Source organism: Streptomyces sp. NPDC036764, from assembly GCF_055609385.1.
The window spans coordinates 210,942-231,426 of sequence record NZ_JBVJPT010000007.1 but is presented as its reverse complement, the minus strand read 5'-3'; the positions used below and the strand labels follow the sequence as shown (position 1 = coordinate 231,426).

General features: G+C 72.8%; 22 protein-coding genes. 18 read left to right on the top strand and 4 right to left on the bottom strand.

What is annotated here, in order from left to right; all coding sequences use genetic code 11:
• Positions 1 to 256 precede the first annotated feature (256 nt).
• On the top strand, positions 257 to 1,048 hold the full coding sequence (locus tag ACZ69Q_RS25955) for a class E sortase (protein ID WP_471046082.1): 792 nt from the start codon (positions 257 to 259) through the stop codon (positions 1,046 to 1,048).
• A gap of 23 nt (positions 1,049 to 1,071) precedes the next feature.
• Here the strand turns inward: ACZ69Q_RS25955 and ACZ69Q_RS25950 are convergent, their stop codons facing one another.
• Complete coding sequence (locus ACZ69Q_RS25950; protein WP_471046080.1) at positions 1,072 to 2,529, bottom strand: MFS transporter; 1,458 nt, start codon at positions 2,527 to 2,529, stop codon at positions 1,072 to 1,074.
• 70 nt (positions 2,530 to 2,599) lie between these two features.
• On the opposite strand from ACZ69Q_RS25950, the gene ACZ69Q_RS25945 reads away from it, so the two are divergent.
• The 4 genes from ACZ69Q_RS25945 to ACZ69Q_RS25930 all read left to right on the top strand — a co-directional run bounded on the left by ACZ69Q_RS25945 (position 2,600) and on the right by ACZ69Q_RS25930 (position 5,345).
• Positions 2,600 to 3,154, top strand: coding sequence for a winged helix-turn-helix transcriptional regulator (locus ACZ69Q_RS25945; protein ID WP_471046078.1), 555 nt, complete (start codon positions 2,600 to 2,602; stop codon positions 3,152 to 3,154).
• Between the two features lie 54 nt (positions 3,155 to 3,208).
• A complete protein-coding gene (locus ACZ69Q_RS25940; protein ID WP_471046076.1) occupies positions 3,209 to 3,520 on the top strand; it encodes a DUF6412 domain-containing protein in 312 nt (103 codons plus the stop codon).
• Between the two features lie 118 nt (positions 3,521 to 3,638).
• On the top strand, positions 3,639 to 4,361 hold the full coding sequence (locus ACZ69Q_RS25935) for a YidC/Oxa1 family membrane protein insertase (RefSeq protein ID WP_471046074.1): 723 nt from the start codon (positions 3,639 to 3,641) through the stop codon (positions 4,359 to 4,361).
• Between the two features lie 126 nt (positions 4,362 to 4,487).
• Complete coding sequence (locus ACZ69Q_RS25930; RefSeq protein WP_471046072.1) at positions 4,488 to 5,345, top strand: fumarylacetoacetate hydrolase family protein; 858 nt, start codon at positions 4,488 to 4,490, stop codon at positions 5,343 to 5,345.
• 105 nt (positions 5,346 to 5,450) lie between these two features.
• Here ACZ69Q_RS25930 and ACZ69Q_RS25925 read toward each other — a convergent pair whose 3' ends face one another.
• The 3 genes from ACZ69Q_RS25925 to ACZ69Q_RS25915 are packed head-to-tail and all read right to left on the bottom strand — an operon-like array spanning position 5,451 to position 7,416.
• A complete protein-coding gene (locus ACZ69Q_RS25925) occupies positions 5,451 to 5,969 on the bottom strand; it encodes a heme-degrading domain-containing protein (protein WP_471046071.1) in 519 nt (172 codons plus the stop codon).
• Positions 5,966 to 7,057: a Gfo/Idh/MocA family protein gene (locus tag ACZ69Q_RS25920; RefSeq protein ID WP_471046069.1), complete on the bottom strand. Its 1,092-nt coding sequence runs from the start codon at positions 7,055 to 7,057 to the stop codon at positions 5,966 to 5,968. The genes ACZ69Q_RS25925 and ACZ69Q_RS25920 overlap by 4 nt, the downstream gene beginning before the upstream one ends.
• A gap of 5 nt (positions 7,058 to 7,062) precedes the next feature.
• Positions 7,063 to 7,416, bottom strand: coding sequence for a hypothetical protein (locus ACZ69Q_RS25915; RefSeq protein ID WP_471046367.1), 354 nt, complete (start codon positions 7,414 to 7,416; stop codon positions 7,063 to 7,065).
• On the opposite strand from ACZ69Q_RS25915, the gene ACZ69Q_RS25910 reads away from it, so the two are divergent.
• The 13 genes from ACZ69Q_RS25910 (at position 7,324) to ACZ69Q_RS25850 (ending at position 20,286) form a co-directional block, all read left to right on the top strand.
• Positions 7,324 to 8,469 (top strand): ROK family transcriptional regulator, encoded by a 1,146-nt coding sequence (locus tag ACZ69Q_RS25910; protein WP_471046343.1) that lies wholly within the window; start codon positions 7,324 to 7,326, stop codon positions 8,467 to 8,469. The genes ACZ69Q_RS25915 and ACZ69Q_RS25910 overlap by 93 nt on opposite strands.
• Before the next feature lie 380 nt (positions 8,470 to 8,849).
• Positions 8,850 to 9,686, top strand: a complete 837-nt coding sequence (locus tag ACZ69Q_RS25905; protein ID WP_471046068.1) for a hypothetical protein — start codon at positions 8,850 to 8,852, stop codon at positions 9,684 to 9,686.
• 154 nt (positions 9,687 to 9,840) lie between these two features.
• Complete coding sequence (locus tag ACZ69Q_RS25900; protein ID WP_471046067.1) at positions 9,841 to 10,596, top strand: GntR family transcriptional regulator; 756 nt, start codon at positions 9,841 to 9,843, stop codon at positions 10,594 to 10,596.
• Between the two features lie 141 nt (positions 10,597 to 10,737).
• Positions 10,738 to 11,862 carry a TIGR03364 family FAD-dependent oxidoreductase gene (locus ACZ69Q_RS25895; RefSeq protein ID WP_471046066.1) on the top strand — a complete coding sequence of 375 codons (1,125 nt, stop codon included), beginning with the start codon at positions 10,738 to 10,740 and terminating at the stop codon, positions 11,860 to 11,862.
• Positions 11,863 to 11,867: 5 nt separating this feature from the next.
• On the top strand, positions 11,868 to 12,554 hold the full coding sequence (locus ACZ69Q_RS25890; protein ID WP_471046064.1) for a phosphonatase-like hydrolase: 687 nt from the start codon (positions 11,868 to 11,870) through the stop codon (positions 12,552 to 12,554).
• On the top strand, positions 12,551 to 13,609 hold the full coding sequence (locus tag ACZ69Q_RS25885) for an ABC transporter ATP-binding protein (RefSeq protein ID WP_471046062.1): 1,059 nt from the start codon (positions 12,551 to 12,553) through the stop codon (positions 13,607 to 13,609). Before ACZ69Q_RS25890 ends, ACZ69Q_RS25885 begins: the two co-directional genes overlap by 4 nt.
• Entirely contained in the window at positions 13,602 to 14,546 is a 945-nt protein-coding gene (locus ACZ69Q_RS25880; RefSeq protein WP_471046060.1) for a 2-aminoethylphosphonate ABC transporter permease subunit, read from the top strand. Before ACZ69Q_RS25885 ends, ACZ69Q_RS25880 begins: the two co-directional genes overlap by 8 nt.
• On the top strand, positions 14,533 to 15,330 hold the full coding sequence (locus ACZ69Q_RS25875; RefSeq protein WP_471046058.1) for an ABC transporter permease: 798 nt from the start codon (positions 14,533 to 14,535) through the stop codon (positions 15,328 to 15,330). Before ACZ69Q_RS25880 ends, ACZ69Q_RS25875 begins: the two co-directional genes overlap by 14 nt.
• Positions 15,331 to 15,368: 38 nt before the next feature.
• Positions 15,369 to 16,424: a 2-aminoethylphosphonate ABC transporter substrate-binding protein gene (locus ACZ69Q_RS25870; protein WP_471046056.1), complete on the top strand. Its 1,056-nt coding sequence runs from the start codon at positions 15,369 to 15,371 to the stop codon at positions 16,422 to 16,424.
• 132 nt (positions 16,425 to 16,556) lie between these two features.
• Positions 16,557 to 18,089 (top strand): alkaline phosphatase family protein, encoded by a 1,533-nt coding sequence (locus ACZ69Q_RS25865; RefSeq protein ID WP_471046054.1) that lies wholly within the window; start codon positions 16,557 to 16,559, stop codon positions 18,087 to 18,089.
• A gap of 76 nt (positions 18,090 to 18,165) precedes the next feature.
• A complete protein-coding gene (locus tag ACZ69Q_RS25860; protein WP_405583187.1) occupies positions 18,166 to 18,945 on the top strand; it encodes an HAD-IIA family hydrolase in 780 nt (259 codons plus the stop codon).
• A gap of 118 nt (positions 18,946 to 19,063) precedes the next feature.
• Positions 19,064 to 19,618 carry a hypothetical protein gene (locus tag ACZ69Q_RS25855; protein ID WP_471046052.1) on the top strand — a complete coding sequence of 185 codons (555 nt, stop codon included), beginning with the start codon at positions 19,064 to 19,066 and terminating at the stop codon, positions 19,616 to 19,618.
• A 2-nt stretch (positions 19,619 to 19,620) separates the two neighbouring features.
• Positions 19,621 to 20,286 (top strand): class F sortase, encoded by a 666-nt coding sequence (locus ACZ69Q_RS25850; RefSeq protein ID WP_471046050.1) that lies wholly within the window; start codon positions 19,621 to 19,623, stop codon positions 20,284 to 20,286.
• Positions 20,287 to 20,485: the final 199 nt, after the last annotated feature.

The window sequence follows — 20,485 nt, the reverse complement described above, 5'->3', positions numbered from 1 at the left end:
GCCTGTCCCGTTCATGCCGACACGAAGCATCGGGTGTGACGCGTGGGGTTGTCGAGGGTTCCGACAGCCCTTTCTCAAACCTGTGGAGGAAGTGTTCGGGGGGTCGGACGTCCGCGGGGCGTCCGCCCGACTCCACGGGACCGCATGCCGGGCGCCCGCCCGGCGCCCACCGGACCGCACGCCGGGTGCGCACGGGTCTGGAGACCTCGCGCCGCGGCCCTTATCGTGCGGGCGGCTCCGGTGAAGGAGGCGCGTGATGGGGCGGGTTCGCGTCGTGCGGCACAGCGGGCTGCGGAGGCGTGCCGCCCGGCGGCGGGTGCTGTGGGGCGGCGGGGAGGCGCTCGTCACCGTGGGCGTCGTGCTTCTGCTGCTGATCGTCCACCAGATGTGGTGGACCAACCGGGAGGCCAAGGCGGGGGCCGGGCGGGAGGTCCGGGCGCTGGAGCGGTCCTGGGACGGCGGGGGAGGCGGCGGAGGCGGGGAGTCCGATACGGCCGTCCCGGCGGCGTCGGACACGCCCGCGCCCGCGTCCGACGGCTCGTCCGGGCGGTCCGGCGGCGGGGCACGGCGGCCGGCCGCCGAGCCCGCGCCCGACTGGTCCAGGGCGTACGCCATCCTCACCATCCCGCGCCTGAACCTCCGCGTCCCCGTCGCCGAGGGCATCAGCAGGAGCGGCGTCCTCAACAAGGGCTACGTCGGCCACTACCCCGGCACCCAACAGCCGGGCCAGGCGGGCAACTTCGCGCTCGCCGGGCACCGCAACACCCACGGCGAGCCCTTCCGATACATCAACCGACTGGAGCCGAAGGACACGGTCCGGGTCGAGACGCGGAGCGCGACGTACACGTACGCCGTCGACCGGACCCTGCGGCAGACGGCCGCCCACGACGGCGGCGTGATCCGGCCGGTCCCGCGCTCCACGGTCATGCCGGGCCACGGATACGAGGAGCCCGGCTACTACCTCACCCTCACCACCTGTACGCCCGAGTACACGTCGAAATACCGGCTGGTGGTGTGGGGCAAGCTGGTCTCGATGCGGCCGCGTTGAGCCGGTGGGCACGAGGGTGCCCGTCAGGCCGCCCGCTCGCGCAGGGCCACCACGCCCACGGCCGCCAGCAGTGCCAGTCCGGCCGAGACCAGCATCGCGACGTCCGCGCCCCGCGCCAGTCCGCCCGAGGAGGACGTGGCGAGGGCGATGGTCAGGGCCACGCCGGCGCAGGAGCCGATGTAGCGGAAGGTCTGCTGGGCGCCCGAACCCATCGCGGCGCGCTGCGCCGGCACGGACTCCACCGAGAGCAGGGGCAGCGCGGCGTTGAGCAGGCCGCTGCCCACGCCCGCGATCAGCAGACCGGGCAGCAGCCGGGGCCAGGAGCCCGCGTCGATCGCGCCCAGCATCGCCAGGGCGCCGCCCGCGTGGAGGACGAAACCGATGGCGAGCTGGATGCGGGGCGACACCCGGCCGCTCAGCCGGCGGGCCTGGAGCGCCACCGCGAAGGAGAGGCCGGACCACAGCAGGAACAGCCATGCCGTCTCCATCGCGGACAGGCCGAGCGTCTGCTGGAGCAGGGCCGGCAGGAAACTGAACAGGCCGATCACCGCGAGCCCGGTGAACAGGCCGCCGGTGGAGGACGCGAGGAAGCGGGGGCGGCGCAGCAGGGACAGGTCGATCATCGGTGTCGCCGTACGGCGCTCCACCGCGGCGAAGAGGCCCAGCAGGGCCACGGCCGCCAGGAGCAGCAGGCCCACGGGTGCCCGCAGCCAGCCGTCGCGGCCCAGGGTCAGCGCCGCGACCAGGGAGACCAGGGCGAGCCCGAAGGTCACCGCGCCGGCCAGGTCGGGGCGGCCGCCGCGTGGGGCCCGCGACTCCGACAGCGCGCGCGTGGACAGGGCCGCCACGATCAGCGCGGCGGCGGCCAGGACGCCGTACGACAGGCGCCAGTTCGGTATCGCGCCGGTGACGACCGGGCCCAGTGCGATGCCGCCGCTGACGAAGGCGCCCCATACGCCGGTCGCGTGCAGCCGGCCGCGCGGGTCGGGGAAGGCGTGGACGATCAGGCCGAGACTGCTGGCGAGGAGGGCCGCGCTCGCCGCGCCCTGGGTGATCCGGGCCAGCGTGAAGAGCAAGGTGTTGCTCGTGAGCGCGCCCAGTGCGGTGGTGATGCCGAGGGCGAAGGTGCCGGCGACGAAGATCCGGCGGCGGCCGTAGTCGTCGGCGAGGCTGCCGGCCACCAGGAGGAGGGCGGCGAGGCCGAGCGGGGTGCCGTTGAGGAGCCAGGCCTGGGCGGAGAGCGGGGTGTGCAGGGCGGCGGCGGTCTGCGGGAGCGTGACCATCGGCGCCGTGTAGGTCATCAGGGCGACGACCGTGGCGGCGCTGGTCAGGGCGAGGGTGGCGCGCCGGTTGGGGGCCGGCTCGGCGGCGGGCGCGGGCGTGGGCGCGGGTGCGGGCGCAGGTGAGGGTGCGGGCGCGAGCTGGGATGCGGCCGGTGCGGTGGTGGCCTCGGGGAGAGTTCGTTCATTGAACCTTGGCATGTGGACCACCGTAACATTCCTGAGTTCGTTCATTGAACCAAGAAGGTGAAAAGGGTTTACAGTGGACGGCATGGCATTGGGCAAGGACTACGCGACACAGCAGTGCTCGATCGCCCGGGCGCTGGAGATCGTCGGCGAGCGCTGGACGCTGCTCGTCATCCGGGACGCCCTGTACGGCGTGCGCCGCTACAACGACTTCCTTCTCCACCTCGGCATCCCGCGCGCCGTCCTGGCCGCCCGCCTCCAGACGCTCACCGCCGAAGGGATCCTCGAAAAGCGCCGGTACCAGCAGTCGCCGCCGCGCGACGAGTACGTCATCACCGAGCGCGGCATCGCCCTGTGGCCCACCCTGCGCTCGCTCGGCCTGTGGGGGCGCGAGCACTTCGGCGAGGCCCGGCTGCGCTATTTCCTGCACGCCCAGTGCGGTACGGAACTCGGGCCGTACGGCGAGTGCCCCGCGTGCGCGATCGTCGTACCGGTCGAGGACGTTCTCATGACGCCGGGGCCCGGACTCGATCCCGACCCGGCTGATCCGGTCGGCCGGGCGCTGCTGAAGCCCAAGCGGCTGCTGCTGCCCATCGAGACCGAGCCGGGAGACCGATCCGGCGCGCCGGATCCTGTATAACGAACGTCAGGACGAGCAGCGTCGCGACAAGGCGTACGAGGGGAGGGGCCGCCGATGATCCGCAGTCTGGCCAATCTGCGCCCCGCCGCCGTGCTCGTGCTGCTCTTCCTGGAGATCGCGCTGCTCGACACCGGCAGCCTCTCCGCGACCGTCGCGCTCGCCGCGACCGCGGCCGCCGGTTCCGCGTTCGCCGTCTGCTCCCTGCTCGCCTCGCGTGCCGCGCCCGCCGTGGCGCCGACGCGGGTGCGTACGGCCATCCGCGACCGTGCCCGCCGCACCGCCTTCCTCCCGCAGCGCGACCCCGACGCCTCGGGCCGGCCACGGCCCAGGGCACCCGGGCAGGCCCTCCCGGCGACCGTCGCGTAGGGCACGCACTTCGGAACAGCTCACCCCTGCCGTGTGACCCCGCGCGGGTCGTCATGCCGCCATGCCGTTTCCCGGCATCTCTCCATCCGGCACGACGAGACCCCCGGAGGGCTCACCCATGTCTGTTTTCGCCGACCTTGTGCAGCGGCTCGCCGATCTGCTCGACCCGCTGTTCGGCGCCGGAGCGGCCGCCGCCGCGATCATCCTGTTCACCGCCCTCGTCCGGCTGCTCGTGCATCCGCTGTCCCGGGCCGCCGCGCGCGGGCAGAAGGCGCGGGCCGGGTTGCAGCCGAAGATCGCAGAGCTGCGCAAGAAGCACGCCAAGAGCCCCGAGCGGCTCCAGCAGGCCGTCATGGAGCTGCACGCCGAGGAAAAGGTCTCGCCGCTGGCGGGATGCCTGCCCGGCCTGTTCCAGCTCCCCGCCTTCTTCGTCCTCTACCACCTGTTCTCGAACACCACGATCGGCGGCCGGGCGAACGAACTGCTCTCGCACCGACTGTTCGCAGCGCCCCTGGGGGACCGATGGGCCGACGCCCTCGGCGACGGCGGGGTGTTCGGGGGCGCGGGGCTGGTCTACGCCGGGCTGTTCGTGCTCGTCGCGTGCGTCGCCGCGTTCAACTATCGCCGTACGAAGCGGATGATGGCCGCGAATCCGGCGGTGCCGGTGGCCGACGGGGCCGCGATGCCGGGGATGGGGGCCGTAGGGGCCATGACCAAGGTCATGCCGTTCATGTCCTTCTTCACCCTGGTCACCGTGGCGGTCGTCCCGCTGGCCGCCGCCCTGTACGTGGTGACCAGCACGACGTGGAGCGCGGTGGAGCGGGCCGCGCTCTACCGGTAGCCCCAGGGGCTACGGTCCAGTACGTGAACCGGGTATTGCGGACTGGCCGTGGACCTTGGAGGATCGACCAGTCCTCCGATGGCTGCACCCATCGGCGGGCGCCCGCGATCGAGGGAGATTGTGATCATGAAGCTGCTGCGAGTCGGTACGGCGGGAGCGGAGCGGCCCGCGCTGCTCGACGCCGAGGGGACCCTGCGGGACCTGTCGGGCGTCGTGCCGGACATCGACGGGCCGCTGCTCGCCGACGACGCCGCGCTCGGCCGGATCCGGGCGGCCGCGGACGCCGGTGAGCTGCCCGCGCTGGACGCGACCGGTCTGCGCGTCGGGCCGCCGCTCGCCCGCATCGGCAAGGTCGTGTGCATCGGGCTGAACTACCACGACCACGCCCGTGAGACCGGCGCCGAGCCGCCCGCCGAGCCGGTCGTCTTCTTCAAGGCCGCGGACACGGTCGTGGGCCCGTACGACACCGTGCTGGTGCCCCGCCGGTCGGAGAAGACCGACTGGGAGGTCGAGCTCGCGGTCGTCATCGGACGTACGGCCCGCTATCTGGATTCTGCCGAGGAGGCGCTCGCGCATGTCGCCGGGTACGCGGTGGCGCACGACGTGTCCGAGCGGGAGTTCCAGATCGAGCGGGGCGGGACCTGGGACAAGGGCAAGAACTGCGAGACGTTCAACCCGCTGGGCCCCTGGCTGGTGACGGCGGACGAGGTGCCGGACCCGCAGAACCTCTCGCTGAAGCTGTGGGTCAACGGCGAGCTGAAGCAGGACGGGACCACGGCCGAGCAGATCTTCCCGGTCGCCGAGGTCGTCCGGTACGTCAGCCAGTTCATGACCCTGTACCCCGGGGACGTCATCAACACGGGGACGCCGGCGGGGGTTGCGCTGGGGCAGCCTGAGCCGAAGCCGTTCCTGCGGGGCGGGGATGTTGTCGAGCTGGAGATCGAGGGGCTCGGTCGGCAGCGGCAGGAATTCAAGGACGCGTAGGCGCTCCGCCGGGAGAGCCGGGGAACTGCGGGTCGTCGGTCGGCCGCGGGCCGTCCGTGGTCGATCGCGCAGTTCCCCGCGCCCCTGAAAGGCAGGGCGTTGCCCTTACTGCTCGGCCAGGAAGTGTTCCAGGGCCTCCACCACCATCCGGTGGTCCTCCAGTTGGGGCAGCCCGCTCACCGTCACGGAGCCGATCACGCCGACGCCCTCCACGTTGATCGGGAACGAGCCGCCGTGAGCCGCGTAGGTGTCGGGGTCCAGGCGGGAGGAGTCCTCGAACGTCGTGCCCTTGGCGCGGAAGCGGGCGCCGACCACGTAGGAGGAGGCGCCGTAGCGCTCCACCACGCGGCGCTTGCGGGCGATCCAGGCGTCGTTGTCCGGGGTGGAGCCGGGCAGGGCCGCGTGGAAGAGCTGCTGGCCGGCTCTGTGGATGTCGATCGCGACCGGGGCCTGGCGTTCGCGGGCCATCTCGACCAGCAGGGAACCCAGGGCCCAGGCGTCGTCATGGGTGAACCGGCGGAAGACCAGGTGCCGTTCCTGCGCCTCCAGCTCCGCCAGCGGCGGGGTGAGTTCCGGTTGGAACTTCGGGGTGATTTCCGAGCTGTGTGCCTTGCCGGGTGTCACAGCGTCACCGCCACTCCGTCGAGCGCCGAACGGCGCGCAGCCTCCAGTACGTCCAGGGTGGCGGCCGCCTCCAGGGCGGTCACCGGGTTGGGAGCGCCGTCCAGCAGGGCCTTCGCCACGGCCGCATAGTAGGCGGGGTAGTCGCCCGGCAGGGTGGGTTCGACGCGGCCGCCGCCCGTCACGGGGGACTCTCCGGCCCCCATCCGGCCCCACATCGCCTCGGGCTCCACGCCCCAGTCCGCGCCGGCGCCGGGCCGCAGCCCGTCGCGCAGCGCCGCCTCCTGCGGGTCGAGGCCGTACTTGACGTAGCCCGCCTTGGAACCCAGCACCCGGAAACGCGGGCCGAGTTGGGCGGTCGTCGCGGAGACGTACAGGTGGGATCGGACGCCGTTCGCGTGCGTGAGCGCGAGGAACGTGTCGTCGTCGGTCTCCGCGCCGGCCCTGCGGACCACCGCCTCGGCGTACACCTGCGTGACGGGGCCGAACAGCACCAGCGCCTGGTCGACGACATGGCTGCCGAGGTCGTACAGCAGACCTCCGATCTCTGCCGGGTCGCCGGACTCCCGCCAGCCGCCCTTGAGCTGCGGACGCCAGCGCTCGAAGCGGGACTCGAAGCGCCATACGTCGCCCAGCTCGCCCTCGGCCAGGAGGTGGCGCAGCGTCAGGAAGTCGTTGTCCCAGCGGCGGTTCTGGAAGACGGAGAGCAGCAGACCGCGCTCCTCGGCCAGCGCCGCCAGCTCGCGCGCCTCTGCCGCGGTGCCGGCGACCGGCTTGTCGACGACGACCGGGAGGCCCGCCTTGAGGGCGGCCGTCGCGAGCGGGACGTGCGTCTTGTTGGGAGACGCGATGACGAGCAGGTCGAGGTCGCCGGCGCGGGCCAGCAGCTCATCGGGCGTGGCGGCGACGCGTACGTCCGGGTGCTCGGTGCGGGCCTGCTTCTGCCGCTCGGGGTTCGAGGTGACCACCGTGTCCAGGGCGAGGCCCTCGGTGGCGGCGATCAGCGGGGCGTGGAAGACGGAGCCTGCCAGGCCGTAGCCGATGAGGCCCACGCGCAGGGGAGGAGCGGTCGTGCCGGGAGTGCCAGTCATGCCGACTACTTTCGCAACGCTGTTGCCAAAGTGCAAGCGCGGGGGAGAATGGGCGGGTGATGGGTGGCGTGAGCAGGGCGAACGGCGGAGTCGACGGTGTCGGCGGAGCCGGTGGTGGTGTCGGCGGTGCCGGTGTCGGGACGGCTGGTGTCGGGACCGGTGGTGGCGTCGGGTCGGCGGGTGCCGGGACCGGTCGTGGCGCCGGGGCGGCTGGTGCTGGGGTCGGTGGTGGCACCGGGGCGGCCGGTGTCGGGTCCGGCGGTGGCGTGGCCGGTGGTGGTGTCGGTGGGCCGGGGAGCGGTGTTGTCGTGGGCGGCGGGTCGGTCGGGGGCGTGAATCTGGGCGCCCTGCGCAGCCACAACGCCGCGCTCGTGCTCGATCTGCTGCGCACGGCCGGTCCCGAGGGGATCAGCCGGCTCGAACTCGCCGAGCGCACCGGGCTCACCCCTCAGGCGGTCAGCAAGATCACCGCCCGGCTGCGGGAGGACGGGCTCGCGGCGGAAGCGGGGCGCCGGGCGTCGACCGGGGGAAAGCCGCGCACCGTGCTGCGGCTGGTGCCGGAGGCCGGGCACGCGGTGGGGGTGCATCTGGACCGGGACGAGCTGACGGCCGTGCTCTGCGATCTGACCGGTGCCGTGGTGGCCCGGCGCAGCGCCCCGCTGGATCTGGGGGCCGGCGCCGAGACGGTCGTCGAGCGGGCGGTGCGCGAGGTGGGGGAGCTGGCGGGCGAGGCCGGCCGGCCGGGTGCCGTGCTCGGGGTCGGCGTGGCGCTGCCCGGGCCGCTGGACCATCGGCGCGGGGTGCTGCACCGCGTCACCGGGTTCCCGGAGTGGAACGGCTTCCCCCTGCGGGACGTGCTCGCGCGGCGGCTCTCGCTGCCGGTCGTCGTGGACAAGGACACCAACGCCGCCGCGCTCGGGCTCGCGGTCGGGGGCGAGGCCGGCGCCTTCGCGTCCTTCGCGTATCTGCACTTCGGGGCCGGGCTGGGCGGCGGGCTCGTGATCGGGGGAGCGGTGCACCGGGGCGCCCGTACGGGGGCCGGGGAGTTCGGGCACCAGGTGGTGAAGCTGGACGGCCCGCCCTGCGGGTGCGGCAACCGCGGCTGCGTGGAGGCGCTGTGCCTGGCCGCCGTGGCGCGGGGCGACATGGCGGAGGCGGCACGCGTGCTCGGCACGGCGGCCGGGAACCTGGTCGCCCTGCTCGACGTCGACCTCGTCCTGCTGGGCGGCCGCACGGTCGCCGCCGCGCCGGAGACCTTCGTACGGGGAGTCGCAGCCGTTCTCGACGAACGCGCCGGGCGAGCGGGCGGGGACGCGGTAGCGGTCCGGGACGCCTCCGGCGGGGGGCGGGGGGTGGCCGAGGGGGCTGCACAGCTACTGCTGGCGCCGCTGTTCGGGCGGGGGGAAGGGTGAGAGCGGGGGTGCGGGTTGATCGGGGCGCGGGTTGATCGGGGCGCGCTGACCGAGGCGCGGGTTGATCGGGGCGGGCTGACCGAGGCGCGTTGATCGGGGTGCGCTGACCGAGGCGCGCTGATGGGGGTGCGCTGTTCGGGGTGCGCTGATGGGGGTGCGCTGTTCGGGGTGCGCTGATGGGGGTGAGCTGTTCGGGGTGCGCTGATGGGGGTGAGCTGATGGAGGCGCGCTGTTCGGGGTGCGCTGATGGGTGAGCTGATCGAGGCGGGCTGATCGAGGCGCGCTGATGGGTTGCGCTGACCGGGGTGCGCTGATCGAGGGGACTTGCGGCGCCGTACGGAATGGCTCCACCCGTACCCGATTCCGTCCGGCATGCTCATGTGATCATGCGACTGCACACACCCGTTTCCCTCTGCCTCGCAGCAGCCGCCCTTCTGGCCGCGGCGCCCCCGGTGTCCGCCGAGCCGCCCGACGCGCTTCCCAGATGTGCCACCGGCCACGGGGACTTCCCCCTCACCACCCGCCTCCGCGGCGGCCCCGCCTCCTACGCGGCCGGCGGCGGATTCGGCACCTGGTATCTGGACCTCACCAACACCACCGGCCGGACCTGCACCGGCATCCATCCCGTCGTCGTCCTGGTCGACGGCAAGCGCGCCCTCAAGCCGTCCCAGCCCCGCCTGGAGTTCTACAGATCTGCCGACGGCTCCCCGGACGCCGCCCGCCCGCACGCCGTCCGCTTCGAGACCACCGACCAGGACGAACTCGTCGGCGCCTTCGACGGCTTCGACGGCTTCACCGTCGGCCCCCGCAGGACCGTCACCGTGAAGGTCCGCCTCGCCGTCACCTCGGACGCGGTACCGAACCAGGTCACCGCCAACGCGGCCGTCGTGCAGCGCCATGAGGGCGACGGCGACTGGGTCGGCCAGTCCAACGACTACCGCTTCAAGATCGAGGCCGACGCCACGGCCGCCCCCGACGTGCACGAGCGGCCCGACCCCGCCGACCGGGACCGCCCCACCGAACCGGCCCACCAGGCCGCCTCCGCCGGCCCGGACACCTCGGCCCCGCCCGGCACCGACGCGGCCCGCAACCGGCTCACCCTCGCCGACGAACTCGCCGGTACCGGCCTCACCTCGACCCCCGGCGTCGCCCTCGCCGCCACCCTGGCGCTCCTGCTGACCGGCGCCGGCCTCCTGGTCGTACGCAGACGCCGCTGAGGCCACCCGACGCCCCAGGCCCTCAAGTCCCCGGGCGCCGGGAGACGGCTGAAGAACCCCCGGGCGGGCGAGTTCGCATTCAGAAGCACGCCGCCGACGCCCCGTGAGCTGAGGCGGCGACCCGGCGGCCCGCCCCGTCTGCGACGATCCCTGCGTGGACTACCCGAACGACCAGGCCCCCGGCGCCCCCGTGCGCCAGGGCATCCCGGAGCACGGCCGCATCCCGAAGTACTACGCGGTCAAGGCCCGGCTCGATCACCTCATCGCCGGACTCGGCGAGGGCGACCCGCTGCCCACCGAGCGCGACCTGTCCGAGGAGTACGAGGTCGCCCGCGAGACCGTCCGGCAGGCGATCCGCGAACTCGTACTGGAGGGGAAGCTGCGGCGGCAGGGGCGGGGCACGGTCGTGGCCGGGCCCAAGCTCGAACAGCCCCTCTCCCTCGCCAGCTACACCGAGGGCGTCCGCCGACAGGGCCGCACCCCCGGCCGTACCCTCGTCACCCTCGACCGCTTCCCCTGCCCCGCCGCCCTCGCCGCCGAGGCCGGCCTCGAACGCGGCGAACCCGTCTGGCACCTGGAGCGCGTCCTGCTCGCCGACGAGGAGCGGGTCGGCCTGGAGAGCACGTACGTCGCCGTCGCCCGAGTGCCGCGCCTGGACGTCGACTTCGACCCCGACTCCTCCTTCTACGCCTTCCTCCACCGCCAGGGCATCGGGTTCGGCGACGCCGACGAGCGCATCGAGACCGTCCTGGCCACCCCGCGCGAGGCGCTGCTCATCGGCACTCCGCCCGCCCTGCCGATGCTGCTGATCCACCGGGTCTCACGGGACACCGAGGGCCGGCCACTGGAGCGGGTGCGGACGTTGTACCGGGGCGACCGGTTCTCGTTCAGCGCGCATCTTCGAGGCTGAAAAGTTCAGAAATCGACACTTTCGACCCTCGGCTGAATATCACGAACAGATAACGGGTCTAGCCCAAACGTGATAGCCAGTTCACGCTCTCGTTGTCAGCCGGACCATTCCGGTTCCCCGATCCCGAGGAGCGTTGCCGTCGTGAGAGTGATAGTCGTCGGAGCCGGTGTGGTGGGCACCATGCACGCCTGGCAAGCAGTGGAACGCGGCCATGAGGTCGTACAGATCGAGCGCGAGGCGGAGGCTCGCGGCGCGTCGTTGCGCAACTTCGGGCAGATCTGGGTGAGCGGACGGGCGGGCGGCGAGGAACTGGCCACCGCGCTGCGGGCCCGGGAGCTGTGGGAAGGGATCGGGGCCCGTGTGCCGGGCCTCGGCTTCCGGCCGAACGGCTCCCTGACGCCCCTGCGCGGCGACCTCGAACTCGCCGTCGCCGAGGCCGCCGTGGCCCGCGAGGACGCAGCCGCCCGCGGCCACAAGCTGCTGACCTCCGACGAGGCCCGGGCCCTGAACCCCGCCCTGCGCGGCGAGTTCACCGCCGCCCTGTACTGCGAGCGCGACGCCGCCGTCGAGCCGCGCACCGCGCAGCTCGCCCTGCGCGAGGAGCTGCTGAAGTCCCCGAACTACACCTTCAAGCCGGGCCGGGAGGTCCGCGAGGTCATCGGCCACGGCGCCGTCCGTGACGACCACGGCGACGTGCACAGCGGCGACGTCGTCGTCCTGTGCACCGGCGCCTGGCTCGGCGGCCTCGTCCGCGAACTGGCCGGCCCCGACCTGCCGGTGCGCCGCGTCCGCCTCCAGATGATGCAGACCGACCCGCTCGGCGAGCCGCTGACCACCTCGGTCGCCGACGCGGACAGCTTCCGCTACTACCCGGCCTACGCCTCCGCCGAGCTCGACGCCCTCAACGCCGGCCAGGCGCAGACGCAGACCGCCGCGGCCCACCGGATGCAGCTCCTGATGGTGCAGCGCGCCGACGGCGGGCTGACCATCGGCGACACCCACGAGTACGAGCACCCCTTCGCCTTCGACACCGTCGAGGACCCCTACGACCACCTCACCGAGGTCGTCGAGTCCCTCCTCGGCCGCCCGCTGCCGAAGATCCGGCGCCGCTGGGCCGGCGTGTACGCGCAGTGCACCGACACGACGCGGGTGGTGCACCGGCAGCAGGTGCGCGACGGGGTGTGGCTGGTCACCGGGCCCGGTGGGCGCGGCATGACCTGCTCGCCCGCGATAGCCGAGACGACCGCGAACGAACTGGGCTGGTGACAGATATGACACCCCATCAGGACATCCGACTGGTAGTCCTCGACATGGCCGGCACGACCGTCGCCGACGGCGGTCTCGTCGAGCGGGCCTTCGCGGCCGCCGCCGCGGAACTGGGCGTCCAGCCCGGCTCCCCGGACCACGCCGACAAGCTGGCCTACGTCCGCGCGACCATGGGCGAGTCCAAGATCTCCGTCTTCCGGCATCTGTTCGGCGAGGAGGAGAAGGCCCAGCGCGCCAACGCCGCCTTCGAGAAGGCGTACGGCGAACTCGTCGACGGCGGGCTCGTCGCACCGGTCCCCGGCGCCCGCGAGGCCATCGAGGAGCTCCAGGCCGGCGGCCGCACCGTTGTCCTGAGCACCGGCTTCGCCCGGGTCACCCAGGACGCCATCCTCGGCGCGCTCGGCTGGCGGGACCTGGTGCCCCTCACCCTGTGCCCCGCGGATGCCGGGGGCCGGGGACGGCCGTACCCGGACATGGTCCTCACCGCCCTGCTGCGGACGGCGGCCGCCGACGACGTACGCCAGATCGCCGTCGCCGGCGACACCTCGTACGACATGCTCAGCGGGGTCCGCGCGGGCGCGGGCATCGTCGCCGGCGTCCTGACCGGCGCGCACGACGCGGACGCGCTGCGGGCGGCCGGGGCGAGCCATGTGCTGGACAGCGTGGCGCAGTTGCCGGGTGTACTCACATGACCGGCATCCGCTTCGACTCGGTGTCGGTCGCATACGACGGCAACGTCGTCCTCGACTCGCTCGACCTCACCGTCGAGCCCGGCGAGGTCATGGCGCTGCTCGGGCCGTCCGGATCCGGCAAGACCACCGCGCTGCGGGCGGTCGCCGGGTTCGTACGGCCCGCCTCCGGGCGGGTGTTCCTCGGCGGGCGGGACGTCACGGACCTGCCGCCGTACCGGCGCGGCATCGGGATGGTCGTCCAGCAGTACGCCCTGTTCCCGCACATGCGGGTCGAGGAGAACGTCGCCTTCGGGCTGAAGGCGCAGAAGACCCCCAAGGTGCCCAAGGCCGAGATCCGCAGCCGGGTCGCCGAGGCCCTGGAGATGACCGGCATGGCCGGCTACGCCCGCCGCTACCCGCGCGAGCTGTCCGGTGGCCAGCAGCAGCGCGTCGCCATCGCCCGCGCGCTCGCCATCCGCCCCGGCGTCCTCCTCCTCGACGAACCGCTGTCCGCCCTGGACGCCCGCCTGCGCTCCGGCATGCTCGCCGAACTGGCCCGCCTGCACCGCGAGTTGCCCGCCGTGACGATCCTCTACGTCACCCACGACCAGGTCGAGGCGCTCACCCTCGCCGACCGGATAGCGGTGATGGACAGCGCCCGGCTCCAGGCCTGCGGCACCCCGCGCGAGCTGTACCGCGCCCCGGCCAACGAGTTCACGGCTTCCTTCGTCGGCAACGCCAACCTGCTGCCGGTGACGGTCGGTTCGGGCGGCGTGGCCTTCGCGGGCGGCGAGCTGAAGGTGGACACGGAGGGCGCGGCACGAGGCGCACAGGCGACGCTGTGCGTACGGCCCCACCTCGTCGGCCTCGGCGACGGACCCAACCGGCTCGCCGGGACCGTGACGGAGATCCAGTGGCGCGGGTCCACGCACCGGCTGTACGTCGAGGTCGACGGCCACCGGGTCATCGCCGACCTGCGGGAACTGAAGGACCCGCCCGCCCACGGCGACGAGGTGACGCTGCACTTCTCCCCGGACGACGCGGTACTCCTGACCGCCGGAGTCACCCATGACTGAGCGCTCCGCGGGAAGTGCCGCGATCGGCCGTCGAGTGTCCGCGGGCCGGTCGTGGCTGGTCGCGCAGTTCCCCGCGCCCCTCAGGGGCGCTGCCGGACCGCGGCCGACATCGCCACGGTCGTCCAGAGCGCTGCTGTGGGCCGCCCCACCCGTCGCTCTCCTCGCCCTCGTCTTCCTCTACCCGCTCGCCCTCGTCGTCCAGCAGTCCCTCCAGCCGGACACCGGTGGCACCTCGCTGGAGCCGTACGCCGACGTCTTCGCCTCCGACGCCTTCCGTGAGGCGCTGTGGACCACCGTGTGGCTCGCGGCCGGCTCGACCGCCGGATGCCTGGTCCTCGGGTTTGTGATCGCCCTCGTCATCGCCTTCGTGCCCTTCCCCGGGGCACGGGCGGTGGCCAGGTTCATCGACGTCTTCCTGTCCTTCCCGTCCTTCCTGATCACGCTGGCCCTGCTGTTCATCTACGGCACGGTCGGCATGGCCAACGGCCTGTGGACCGACGTCACCGGCGCCCAGGACGGGCCCTTCCAGTTCCTCACCACCCCCTGGGGCGTGCTCCTGGCCGAGATCACCTACTTCACGCCCTTCGTCGTACGACCGCTGCTCGCTGCCTTCTCCCAGCTCGACACCGCCCAGTTGGAGGCGGCCGGTTCGCTCGGCGCCCGCCCCTTGCGCATCGTGCGCCGGGTGATCCTGCCCGAGGCCCTGCCCGCCCTCGCAGCGGGCGGCAGCCTCGTGCTGGTCCTGTGCCTCAACGAGTTCGGGATCGTCCTGTTCACCGGCGCGAAAGGCGTCACGACCCTGCCGATGCTCGTCTACAGCAAGGCGATCCTGGAGTCCGACTACCCGGGCGCCTGCGTGGTCGCCGTCGTCAACGTCCTGATCTCCGTGGGCCTGTACGGCCTCTACCGGGTGGTGAGCCGCCGTGCTCGTGCATAGCCGCGGGGCCAGGTGGGCCGTATGGGCCCTGTTCCTCGTCCTCTTCCTGCCCCTGTTCGCCCTGCCGCTGCTCGTCGTCCTCGGCGCCTCCTTCGCCACCAACTGGTCGAGCGTGCTGCCCTCCGGATTCACCACCGGGCACTACGCGACCGCCACCCGCGGCGAGGCCCTCCAGGCCCTCACCACCAGCCTGGCCACCGCCGCCGCCGCGAGCCTGCTCGCCCTGGTCGCCGGCACCTGGGCGGCCCTCGCCGCGGCGGCGCTGAAGAAGCGTCACCGCCGGGTCATGGACGCGCTCTTCGTGCTCCCGGTCGCCGTGCCCTCGGTCGTCGTCGGCCTCGCGATCCTGGTCGCCTTCTCCGAGCCGCCGTTCCTGCTCAACGGCACCCGCTGGATCGTGATCCTCGCCCACACCGTCCTGGTCACCGCCTTCGCGTACCAGTCCGTGTCCGCCGCCCTCGCCCGCCTCGACCCGGCCTACGAGCAGGCCGCCGCCTCCCTCGGCGCCCGGCCCGCGTACGTCCTGTGGCGGGTCAGGCTGCCCCTTCTGCTGCCGTCGCTCACCGCCGCCGCCGGCCTCTGCCTCGCCCTGTCCATGGGCGAGTTGAGCGCCACGATGATGCTCTACCCGCCCGACTGGACCCCGCTGCCCGTCCTGATCTACGCGGCCACCGACCGCGGCGCCCTCTTCGCCGGCTCCGCCCTCGCGGTGGTCCTGATGGCGGCGACGCTGCTCGCCCTGTTCGCCGTCTCCCGCCTGCGCACCAAAGCCTCCTACCGCTGACCCCGACGCCCCTCCCCGTGCAAGGAGTTCACCCCGTCATGCCCAGAAACACCCTGAAGCTCGCCATCGCCCTCTCCCTCCTCACCACCCCACTGCTGTCCGCCTGCGGCACCGGCTCCGCCGCCTCCGACGAGAAGGTCGTCACCGTCTACAGCGCCGACGGCCTCAAGGGCGAGAACGGCGACGGCTGGTACGACCGGGTCTTCAAGGACTTCGAGAAGCAGACCGGCATCAAGGTCGAGTACGTCGAGGGCGGCTCCGGCGAGATGGTGCAGCGCGCCGCCCGCGAGAAGCGCAACCCGCAGGCCGACGTGCTCGTCACGCTGCCGCCGTTCATCCAGCAGGCCGACGGCAAGGGCCTGCTCCAGAAGTACGCCCCCAAGGGCTCCGACCAGGTCAGCGGTGCCGACAAGGGAGCCGACGCGACCTGGACCTCCGTCGTCAACAACTACTTCGGGTTCATCTACAACAAGAAGGAGCTGAAGCAGGCGCCCACGACGTGGGACGAGCTGCTCGACGGCACGTACAAGAACAAGCTCCAGTACTCCACCCCGGGCGTCGCCGGCGACGGCACCGCCGTCCTCATCAAGGCCATGCACGACTTCGGCGGCCAGCAGCCCGCACTGGACTACCTCGGCAGGCTCCAGTCCAACAACGTCGGCCCGTCCGCCTCCACCGGCAAGCTCGCCCCCAAGGTCGACAAGGGCGAACTCCTCGTCGCCAACGGTGACGTGCAGATGAACTTCGCCCAGTCCAAGACCATGCCGAACCTCGGCATCTGGTTCCCCGCGAAGGACGGCGGCAAGCCCACCACCTTCGCCCTGCCGTACGCCGCCGGCCTCGTCACCGACGCCCCGCACACCGAGAACGGCAAGCAGCTCCTCGACTTCATGCTGAGCCAGGGCGCCCAGCGGCAGGTCAGCGAGATCGGCGGCGGCTTCAGCTCCCGGGGGGACGTCAAGGCCACCGACGCCAACGCCATCGCGCTCGCGGGGCTCATGGACGGCGTCGAGGTCTTCGAGCCCGACTGGGACGACATCGACAAGAACCTCACTACGTATGTCGACGCCTGGAAGTCGGCCACCGGAAGCTGATCCGCCCCCTCAAGGCCACACACGAGGGCCATATCACCAACGTCACACCCGAAAAGCCGCACCACCGCAACGCCCCTGGCACCACCACCGGGGGCGTTGCCATGCCCGCACCCCCGTCCCCAGGAGGATCACGTGACGTCACACCTGTCCCGCCGCACCGTCCTCACCACCACCGCGGCGGCCGCCACCACCGTCGCACTGGGCACCGCCGCCGCCTCGCAGGCCCACGCCGTCCCCACGCTCCCGAACGGCACCAGCAACGACAAGGTGCTCGTCATCGGCATGGACGGCCTGCGCCACGACCGCATCGACGCGGCGAACGCCCCGCACCTGAAGGCCATGATGAGCGAGGGCACGTACGGCACCTCGCTGCTGTACGCGAGCCCGATGGCCGCCACGTCCTCGGGCCCCGGCTGGTCCACCATCTCCACCGGCGTGTGGCCCGACAAGCACGGCGTGAAGGACAACACCTTCGCCGGCAAGAAGTACGGCCAGTACCCCGGATTCCTCGCCCGCCTCGCCCAGGTGCGGCCCGCGCTGTCCACCTACGCGGCCGTCGACTGGAAGCCCCTGGACGCGCAGGGCACCGTCACCCCCGGCGCCGACGCGAAGCTGGTCCTCGACGGCGACCGCGACGGCTACACCGGGCACGACGCCACCATCGCCGCCGAGACCGAGGCGATCATCCGCGACCAGAACCCCGACGTGCTGTTCGTCTACTTCGGCCAGTCCGACATCGTCGGCCACAACCAGGGCGCGGGCAGCCAGGCCTACCTCGACCAGATCGCCGTGCAGGACGCCTACGTCGGCCGGCTGCGCGCCGCGATCAAGGCCCGGCCGGCCTACGCCTCCGAGCGCTGGACGGTCATCGTCGCCACCGACCACGGCCACCTCGACGCCGGCGGCCACGGCGGCTCCTCGATCGAGGAGCGGCGCACCTTCGTCCTGGCCACCGGGCCCGGCATCGCTGCGGGCGCCCGCCCGATCGACACCCGGCTCGTCGACGTCGTACCCACCGTCCTGAAGCAGCTCGGCATCGCCGCCGACCCCGCCTGGGGCCTGGACGGCAAGCCGGTCCAGGAGCGCTCCACCGACCCCTTCGACGCGCTCACCCTGTCCACCCGCACGGACGAGACGGGCATCCCGTCGACCGTCCGCGGCTACACGCACACCCCGCCCAGCGGCTGGTCCGTCATCAACAACGCGATGGGCACCGGCGGGATGGCCGAGTGGCGCGGCTGGTCCTTCGCCACCGACGAGTTCTGGTCCCGCACCCAGCGCGACCAGTGGCGCGAGCTCAACGTCCGCGCCCGCGGCGTGTTCGCGGTCGCCGACTCCGACGAGTGGTCGGACAAGTCCTTCTCCGGCCCCTACGACTCGACCCTGGTCACACCGGCCCACGACGTCACCGGGAAGACCAAGGTCCGGCTGGACTTCACCACCCTCTACCGGCAGGAGGGCGCCCAGACGGCCCAGATCCTCGCCTCCTTCAACGGCGGCACCCCCACCGTCGTCAAGAGCTACGCCTCCGACGTCGTCTCCCAGCCGCAGTCGCTGACCGTCGACGTCCCCGCCGGGGCCTCCAGCGTGAGCTTCCGGTTCCGCTACACCGGGTCCAACAACTGGTACTGGGTGATCGACGGGGTCAGGATCAGCCAGTCCTGACTACTCTGGGGGCGTCGGTACGGCGTGGTTCCGGCGCCCCCAGCTCGTCCCGTACGCAGGCCAGGAGCACAGCAACATGGCAGACCGCAAGCCCATCGAGTCATGGCTCACCGACATGGACGGTGTGCTCATCCACGAGGGCGTACCGATCCCCGGCGCCGACGCCTTCATCAAGAGGCTGCGCGAGTCCGGCAAGCCCTTCCTCGTCCTCACCAACAACTCGATGTACACCCCGCGCGACCTGCACGCCCGGCTGAACCGCATGGGCCTGGAAGTGCCGATCGAGAACATCTGGACCTCGGCGCTGGCCACCGCCAAGTTCCTCGACGACCAGCGCCCCGGCGGCTCGGCGTACGTCATCGGCGAGGCGGGCCTGACCACCGCGCTGCACGACATCGGCTACATCCTCACCGACCACGACCCGGACTACGTCGTCCTCGGCGAGACCCGCACCTACTCCTTCGAAGCCATGACCAAGGCAGTCCGGCTCATCAACGCCGGCGCCCGCTTCATCTGCACCAACCCCGACGAGACCGGCCCGTCGACCGAGGGCCCGCTGCCCGCGACCGGCGCCGTCGCCGCGCTGATCACCAAGGCCACCGGCAAGCAGCCGTACTTCGCCGGCAAGCCCAACCCGCTGATGATGCGGACCGGCCTGAACGCGATCGGCGCCCACTCCGAGACCAGCGCCATGATCGGCGACCGCATGGACACCGACGTGCTGGCCGGCATCGAGGCCGGCATGCAGACGTACCTGGTGCTCACCGGCCTGACCCGCCCCGAGCAGGTGGAGAACTTCCCCTACCGGCCCTCCAAGATCGTCGACTCCATCGCGGACCTCGTCGACCGGATCTAGGCGGCACCCGACTCAACCCCTCCCACCCGCGACACGACCCGTACGGAGCAACGCGGGCCCCGCTGAGGATGCGGGGCCCGTCCCGCGGGGGGAGCCTCCAGGTATCTGGAGGTTCACGATGGGATCACTGCGGGTCACTCTCTGTACGATCGCCGCCCTCGGGGCGGTCGCCGTCTCTCCGGCGGCACACGCGACGGACGGAGGCGTCTCGCTGAGTCCGTCGTCCCCGCATCCCGGCGGCGACGTCACCCTGCGGGTGAGCGGATGCCCGCAGCGGACCGCCACGGCCGTCTCCAAGGCGTTCGTCGCCGACGCCCGCCTCACCGTCGCCGGCGACGGCACCCTCGTCGGCGAGAGCCGCGTCCGCTCCACCGCCAAGGCGGGCAGCTACGACGTCCAGGTCGCCTGCGGAGACGCGTCCCGCAAGGGCGCCGTCACCGTCGCCGCCAAGGCCGCCGGGGACTCCGTACGGCACGGGCCGCAGCCTGCGGCCTCCGCCTCTCCCACGGCCCCCGTCCGGGCCGGCGGCGGTGGCACGTCCAGGCTCGCCATGGTGGACGCCCGCGAGGAAGGCCCCGGCACGGCCCACACCGTGACCGGGCTGATCCTGGCGGGCGTCGCCGCCACGGCCGTGGCGCTGCGCAGCGCCCGCCGCGGCAGACGGCCACGCTGACCATGGCCGAGCAGGAACGCTCCGGCTACCGCGGCCGGCTCCTCATGGGCGTCGCCTGGACCGCGCTGCTGCTCGGGCTGTGGCTGTGGGGCAGGGAGGTCACCGACGTCCGGCAGGGCGTGGCCGCCCCGGTGTCCGGCGACGTCGCCGCCGTCGGCCGCCCGGCCTCCGCCCAACTGCCGCCCGCCGCACGTCCGTTGGGCGACGCACTGCCGCAGCGCATCGACATCCCCGGGCTCGACCTGCGCGCACCGGTCGTCGCCCGCGGGCTCGACGCGCACGCCGCGATCGATCCGCCGCCCTACGCGCAGGCCGGCGCCGTCGGCTGGTACGCGGCCGGGGCGAAACCGGGAGCGGTCGGCGCGGCGCTGATGGTGGGGCACGTCGACACCGAGACCGCGCCCGCCGTCTTCCACCGCCTCGGCGTGCTGCGCCCCGGCGCGACGGTACGGGTGCTGCGCGACGACGGCAGGGTCGCCGAGTTCACCGTGGACGACGTCCGCGTCGTCTCCCGCGAGCGCTTCGACGCCCACCAGGTCTACGGCGCCCACCGGCCCGGCCGCGCCGAACTGCGCCTGATCACCTGCGCCGGCACCTTCGACCGGGCGAGCAACGCCTATACGGCGAACGTCGTCGTCTCGGCGTACCTGACGGGTACGGGGCTGTGACGGGTACGGGGCTGTGACGGGGCCCGGGCGCACCCGACCCGGTCGGCGACCCGCTCCCCCCGAAGCCGCCGACCGGACCGGTCCTCGACCGCGGGCGCACGGGTTGCGGGAGTAACCCGGCGTTCGGCGCGGGAGGCCTTGTGTGACCGGTGGAGATGGTTCGACCGGGGGCTGGGGTCGTCCGCGGGACGACTCTAGA

Excerpts from the sequence above, each read along its gene's own strand:
- ACZ69Q_RS25955 (WP_471046082.1), top strand. The coding sequence starts at position 257 with ATGGGGCGGGTTCGCGTCGTGCGGCACAGCGGGCTGCGGAGGCGTGCC.
- ACZ69Q_RS25950 (WP_471046080.1), bottom strand. The coding sequence starts at position 2,529 with ATGCCAAGGTTCAATGAACGAACTCTCCCCGAGGCCACCACCGCACCG.
- ACZ69Q_RS25945 (WP_471046078.1), top strand. The coding sequence starts at position 2,600 with ATGGCATTGGGCAAGGACTACGCGACACAGCAGTGCTCGATCGCCCGG.
- ACZ69Q_RS25870 (WP_471046056.1), top strand. The coding sequence starts at position 15,369 with ATGCCCAGAAACACCCTGAAGCTCGCCATCGCCCTCTCCCTCCTCACC.
- ACZ69Q_RS25940 (WP_471046076.1), top strand. The coding sequence starts at position 3,209 with ATGATCCGCAGTCTGGCCAATCTGCGCCCCGCCGCCGTGCTCGTGCTG.
- ACZ69Q_RS25855 (WP_471046052.1), top strand. The coding sequence starts at position 19,064 with ATGGGATCACTGCGGGTCACTCTCTGTACGATCGCCGCCCTCGGGGCG.
- ACZ69Q_RS25850 (WP_471046050.1), top strand. The coding sequence starts at position 19,621 with ATGGCCGAGCAGGAACGCTCCGGCTACCGCGGCCGGCTCCTCATGGGC.
- ACZ69Q_RS25860 (WP_405583187.1), top strand. The coding sequence starts at position 18,166 with ATGGCAGACCGCAAGCCCATCGAGTCATGGCTCACCGACATGGACGGT.
- ACZ69Q_RS25885 (WP_471046062.1), top strand. The coding sequence starts at position 12,551 with ATGACCGGCATCCGCTTCGACTCGGTGTCGGTCGCATACGACGGCAAC.
- ACZ69Q_RS25935 (WP_471046074.1), top strand. The coding sequence starts at position 3,639 with ATGTCTGTTTTCGCCGACCTTGTGCAGCGGCTCGCCGATCTGCTCGAC.
- ACZ69Q_RS25880 (WP_471046060.1), top strand. The coding sequence starts at position 13,602 with ATGACTGAGCGCTCCGCGGGAAGTGCCGCGATCGGCCGTCGAGTGTCC.
- ACZ69Q_RS25890 (WP_471046064.1), top strand. The coding sequence starts at position 11,868 with ATGACACCCCATCAGGACATCCGACTGGTAGTCCTCGACATGGCCGGC.
- ACZ69Q_RS25920 (WP_471046069.1), bottom strand. The coding sequence starts at position 7,057 with ATGACTGGCACTCCCGGCACGACCGCTCCTCCCCTGCGCGTGGGCCTC.
- ACZ69Q_RS25930 (WP_471046072.1), top strand. The coding sequence starts at position 4,488 with ATGAAGCTGCTGCGAGTCGGTACGGCGGGAGCGGAGCGGCCCGCGCTG.